6 protein-coding genes are annotated in these 5,240 nt (G+C 63.9%); 3 read left to right on the top strand and 3 right to left on the bottom strand.

The window, feature by feature from the left end; translation table 11 throughout:
* The 3 genes from EN925_RS22260 to EN925_RS22250 form a co-directional block, all read right to left on the bottom strand.
* Positions 1-985 (bottom strand): 5-guanidino-2-oxopentanoate decarboxylase (locus EN925_RS22260; protein WP_128336929.1); only part of this gene is annotated, 985 nt, incomplete at its 3' end.
* Entirely contained in the window at positions 982-1,629 is a 648-nt protein-coding gene (locus tag EN925_RS22255; protein ID WP_032809890.1) for a TetR family transcriptional regulator C-terminal domain-containing protein, read from the bottom strand. The genes EN925_RS22255 and EN925_RS22260, both read right to left, overlap by 4 nt.
* Positions 1,626-2,498, bottom strand: a complete 873-nt coding sequence (locus EN925_RS22250; protein ID WP_063171053.1) for a dimethylarginine dimethylaminohydrolase family protein — start codon at positions 2,496-2,498, stop codon at positions 1,626-1,628. Before EN925_RS22250 ends, EN925_RS22255 begins: the two co-directional genes overlap by 4 nt.
* 213 nt (positions 2,499-2,711) lie before the next feature.
* On the opposite strand from EN925_RS22250, the gene EN925_RS22245 reads away from it, so the two are divergent.
* The 3 genes from EN925_RS22245 to EN925_RS22235 all read left to right on the top strand — a co-directional run.
* Positions 2,712-3,527: an ABC transporter ATP-binding protein gene (locus tag EN925_RS22245; protein ID WP_063169844.1), complete on the top strand. Its 816-nt coding sequence runs from the start codon at positions 2,712-2,714 to the stop codon at positions 3,525-3,527.
* Positions 3,528-3,580: 53 nt separating this feature from the next.
* Complete coding sequence (locus tag EN925_RS22240) at positions 3,581-4,381, top strand: transporter substrate-binding domain-containing protein (RefSeq protein WP_063169843.1); 801 nt, start codon at positions 3,581-3,583, stop codon at positions 4,379-4,381.
* 155 nt (positions 4,382-4,536) lie between these two features.
* Positions 4,537-5,240 (top strand): ABC transporter permease (locus EN925_RS22235; protein ID WP_245487266.1); only part of this gene is annotated, 704 nt, incomplete at its 3' end.

Here is a 5,240-nt window from a genome sequence, read left to right as displayed (position 1 = left end):
GGACATGGCGGGTTTCCAGAAGCAGTGCTTCGAGCGCCTCGGCGCAATCGGCCAGGATCGAAACCGTCGCCGGGCGGCGGGCAAGCTGGTCCGCGCCGATATCGATGCGGATCAGGTTGGCGGGCAGGACGAAGCCGCCATCGCTGTAGCCGTCATAGTCGGTCGGGCCGAATTCGGTGCCGGCGGCAATGACCAGGTCGGCGTCGGCCATCAGCGCCCGTACTGTCTTCAGGCTGGGACTGGCCGGCACGCAAAGCGGATGACCATGCAGCAGGCCGCGCGCATTGGTGGTCTGGACGACCGGCGCCCCCAGCCGTTCGGCCAGACGCCGCAGTGGCGCTTCGGCGCGTTTGGCGCCGCCGCCGACCAGGATCAGCGGGCGGCGCGCTGCACTGATGAGTTTGGCCGCGTTGGCAATTGCGACACCTTCCGGCACGGGCGGCGTCACATTGCTCAGCATGGCAGCGATGCCATCCGCCGGCTTGACCATGACGTCGGTCGGGATCTCGATATGTACCGGGCCGGGCCGGGCCGATGAAAACAGGGCGAAGGCCTGCGCCAGCGCGCCGGGCAATTCGCCAGCCTCGGTAACGCGCTGCGAAAACAGCGCCACCTTCTCCATCATGCCGCGCTGATCCGGCAATTCGTGCAGATGGCCCAGCCCCTTGCCCAGCGTCGGCGTGGCGTTGACGCCTGAGATCACCAGCATCGGCACCGAATCGGCGCGTGCCTGCCCCATGGCGGTGATGGTGTTGGTCAGCCCCGGTCCGGTGATGACGAAGGCGACGCCCGGTCTGCCGCTGGCGCGTGCGTAGCCATCGGCCATGAAGCCGGCGCCCTGTTCGTGACGCGGTGTGACGTGGCGGATCTTGGAGCGCGCTAGCCCGCGGTAGAGTTCTACCGTGTGGACGCCGGGAATCCCGAAGACCGTGTCGACGCCATGGGCTTCGAGCAGCGAAATGAGCGCTTCGCCGAGTGTCGTCATTGGTTTTCCTCCCCTTCCGGCGCGAGGCCTAGTTCGGCCTCGACGGCCTTGATGCCGATCGCCGCCAATTCGCCGGGCGAGAACATCTCGCCGGCCAGGCAGCCTTCGATCCAGAGTCCGTCGATGATCGCATTAATCGCGATGGCATGGTGGCGCAATTGGCTTGCGTCCGATTTGCGCCGTTCGGCGGCGAGCACCTCGGCCACAACCGCTTCCACCTCATTGCGAAAACCAAGGTAGCCTTCGCGGTGGGCGTGGGCCAAGGTCGGATCCGCTCTGGCGCGGCCGATGAAGGTTGCCCAGAGCGAAAACACCCGCGCGTCGATAATCGGCGCATTGAGGTTGGCGGTGACGAAAGCCGCAAGGCGCTGGCGAGGCGAGGCATTCTCCATGACCAAAGCCGCTTTCGCCTGCTCGGTCATGCGGCCCATCAGCGCTGCATAGGCTTCCTGCAGCAATTCTTCCTTGCCGGGAAAATAGTGCCGGATCAGCCCGGCGGTGACGCCGGCACGCAATGCGATGGTGCGCAAGGTGGCGCCCTGCAGGCCATGTTCCGCCACGCTGTCCAGAGTGGCCTCGATCAGATCCTGCCGCCGCCGCTCCTCGCCCTCGCGACGGAACCTGCGGCGGGATGGCATATTCATTGGCGCAGGATCGGTCGCGTCAGGCATGTCGGCCCGCCCTCGCAGGCGATGCAGAGCGCATCCGCCTCGAAGATTTCGACCGTGCAGCCGGCGGCTTCCATCGCGGCTTTGGTCTTTGGAAAGCCCGCGACGGCAATGATCTTGTGTGGGCTGGTCGGCAGCACGTTCAGGCTAAGGCCGTTGGAAGCCGCGAACTCTTCGGCGTCGCCTTCGACCAGCCGGATGTTACGCGCCTTCAGCATCTGATAGAATGGGGCCGGCAAAAGCGGTGAATGGACCAGTGCGAGGTCGTCGGCCAGCGGGCTGATCACCGACATCAGATGCAGGCACGCTTCTTCGCCTTGCCACAGCGGAAGATCAAAGCCGTAGACGGAAACGCCCAGCGGCGTCAGCAGGTTGGAAACCTGCTGGATGCCTTCCTGGTTGGAGCGGACACCGCGCCCGATCACCAGCGTACGGGCATCGAGCCATACGCAATCACCGCCTTCGACCTGGCCAGGAACCTCGACGCGGCCCAGGATTGGAATGCCCAGCCTTCGGTAGGTTTCCTCATGCAGCGAGGGCTCCCTGGCGCGCAACGGCTTGCCCATGGACAGAATCAGCGCGCCGCGATCGGTCATCAGCGACGGGTCGTGCGTGAACACCGAGTCCGAAAGTCCATCCGCCGTGTCCTCGATCCATTCGATTTCGGCACCGGAAGCCGCCACCAGTTCAGCAAGGAGCGCGTGCTGCGATGCCGCTTTCGCCGGATTGAATCCCGGGCCATAGTGCCAGGCAACCCTGTCGGCATTGCGCATGGCGTTGGCCGCCGACCGCATCAGCACGCGGCGCAGCGGCGCCGCCATGGACTGTGATCCGAAAGCGCTCATCGAAGTCCTTTTTCGCTGAAAAAAATCGAGAAAATTTCATGGAAGGCTATTTATACACTTGCACAACAAGCTCGCAAGTGCCGTAATAAGCAGGATTGACGGGCTCTCGCCGTTGGGTCCATGCTGAAGTCTGGAGCGGGGCAGTACAGCGTATATGTTGATTAGCCGGATACACGTTCGACGAACCGCAGCCGACCCGATAGAGGTCACCCGGTGAGCGTGGTGGAAGCTGCCGCAGTCCGATCCGGCAAGGCGCAGGACGGCGCCGCCGAAGCCATCCATGTCGAGAACCTGCACAAGAAGTTCGGTGAGCTGCATGTGCTGAAGGGCGTCTCGCTGTCAGCGCGCGACGGCGAGGTCATCGCCATCATCGGCGGCTCGGGGTCCGGCAAGTCGACCCTGCTGCGCTGCATCAACTGCCTGGAAAACCCGACCAGCGGCATCATTCGCGTCAATGGCGAGGAGATCAAACTCAAGGCCGACAGCCACGGCCACACCATTCCGGCCGACCGCAAGCAGATCGAGCGCATCCGCTCCAAGCTCGGCATGGTGTTCCAAAACTTCAACCTGTGGAGCCACATGACGCTGATCGAAAACGTCATCGAGGTTCCGGTGCATGTGCTTGGCGTCAAGCGCGATGTGGCGATCGGCGAGGCCGAGAGGCTGCTCGCCCGTGTCGGTCTGGCTGAAAAGCGCGACGTCTATCCGGCCTATCTGTCGGGCGGCCAGCAGCAGCGCGCCGCGATCGCCCGGGCGCTGGCCATCAATCCGCGCGTCATGCTGTTCGACGAGCCCACCTCCGCGCTCGATCCCGAACTGGTCGGCGAGGTGCTGAAGGTGATCGGCGACCTGGCGCGCGAAGGCCGCACCATGGTGCTGGTCACCCACGAGATGAAGTTCGCCCGCGAGGTCGCGACCCATGTCGTCTACCTCTACAACGGGCTGGTCGAGGAAGAAGGGCCGCCGGAGCAGATCTTCGGCGCACCGAAATCCGAAAGGCTGAAGCAGTTCATCCGCAACATCGGCTAGGCAAGCCGGGACGGAAGAAAACCGGGAACCAACAACAAACTGGGAGTCATGAAATGAAGACCGTTCTGAAGACATTTGCCGCAGCGCTGCTGCTCGGCGTCGCCGCCATGGGCGTGGCCAAGGCCGATCCGGTCAAGATCGGCGTCGCCGCCGAGCCTTATCCGCCCTTCACCTCGCCCGATGCTTCGGGCAAATGGATCGGCTGGGAGATCGACTTCATCGACGCCGTCTGCGCCGAGGAGAAGCTCGATTGCGTCATCACCCCGGTTGCCTGGGACGGCATCATCCCGGCTCTGACGACCAAGAAGATCGACCTCATCGTCTCCTCGATGTCGATCACCGCCGAACGCGCGAAGACGATCGATTTCTCGGACAAGTACTATAACACGCCGACCGCGATCATCGGCCCGAAGGACCAGAAATTCGGCTCCGCTCCGGACGACCTCAAGGGCAAGATCGTCGGCGTGCAAGTGTCGACGGTGCACGCTGTCTACGCCAAGAAGCACTTTGGCAGCACAGCCTCCGAGATCAAGGAATACCAGACCCAGGACGAGGCCAACAACGATCTGGCCGCCGGCCGTCTCGACGCGGTGCAGGCCGATTCCATCGCGCTTGGCGAATTCCTCAAATCCGACCAGGGCAAAGCCTGCTGCGACCTGAAGGGCATGGTCGCTCCCGATGACGAAGTGCTCGGACCGGGCGTCGGCGCCGGCGTGCGCAAGGAAGACACCGACCTGAAGGGCAAAATCAACGCCGGCATCAAGGCGATCCGCGCCAACGGCAAATATGACGAGATCTCGAAGAAATACTTCGATTTCGACATTTACGGCGGCGGCGGCGCGCAGTCGAACTGACGATCCTCGTATGAGCTGTGGGGTGTGGCGTCGCGCCATGCCCCACCTGCTCGATCTTTCCCAGGCATGTTTGCCGCCGACGCAGCCGTCGGCGGTTAGTCAGCACTTCGGGGGCGACGCTGATCGACGCACTTCTTTCGGCCTCCGCGGCCGGCATCACCGAGCTTCTCTCGCCCTACCCGCCAGGCTGGGGCGGGGCGCTTCTGGTTGGGCTGCTGCATTCGATCGAGATCGCGCTGGGCGCCACGTGCCTCGGCCTTCTGATCGGCACCGGCGGCGCCTATGGCAAGCTTTATGGCGGGCCGGTGGTGCGCGATCTCCTGGCGGTTTACACCACCATCGTGCGCGCCGTGCCCGAACTGGTGCTGATCCTGCTGCTCTATTACGCCGGCACCGACCTGATCAATCAGGCGCTGACGGCCATGGGTTATCAGCGCGTCGACGTGAGCGGCCTTGCCGCCGGCATCGCCGTGCTCGGCTTCGTCCAGGGCGCCTATTCGACAGAGGTGATACGCGGCGCGATCCTGGCCATTCCGCAGGGCCAGATCGAAGCCGCCCGCGCCTATGGAATGTCTCCGGGCCTGATGTTGCGGCGCATCACCTTGCCGTCAATGCTGCCCTTCGCTATTCCGGGCCTCGCCAATCTCTGGCTGATCGCCACCAAGGACACCGCGCTATTGGCTGTTGTCGGCTTCTACGAGCTGGCGCTGGCAACGCGGCAGGCAGCGGGCGTCACCAAGGCCTATTTCACCTTCTTTTTCGCGGCGGGCGTGCTCTATCTGCTTTTGTCGCTGTTTTCCAACCTCGTTATCGGCCGGGTCGAGACCTGGTCGCGGCGCGGCATGCCTTCGCTCAAGGA

This window comes from Mesorhizobium sp. M7A.F.Ca.US.006.04.2.1 (genome assembly GCF_004022915.1).
GTDB lineage: Bacteria > Pseudomonadota > Alphaproteobacteria > Rhizobiales > Rhizobiaceae > Mesorhizobium > Mesorhizobium ciceri.
The sequence above is the reverse complement of the archived record's forward strand: the minus strand, read 5'-3'. Positions and strand labels throughout refer to the sequence as shown.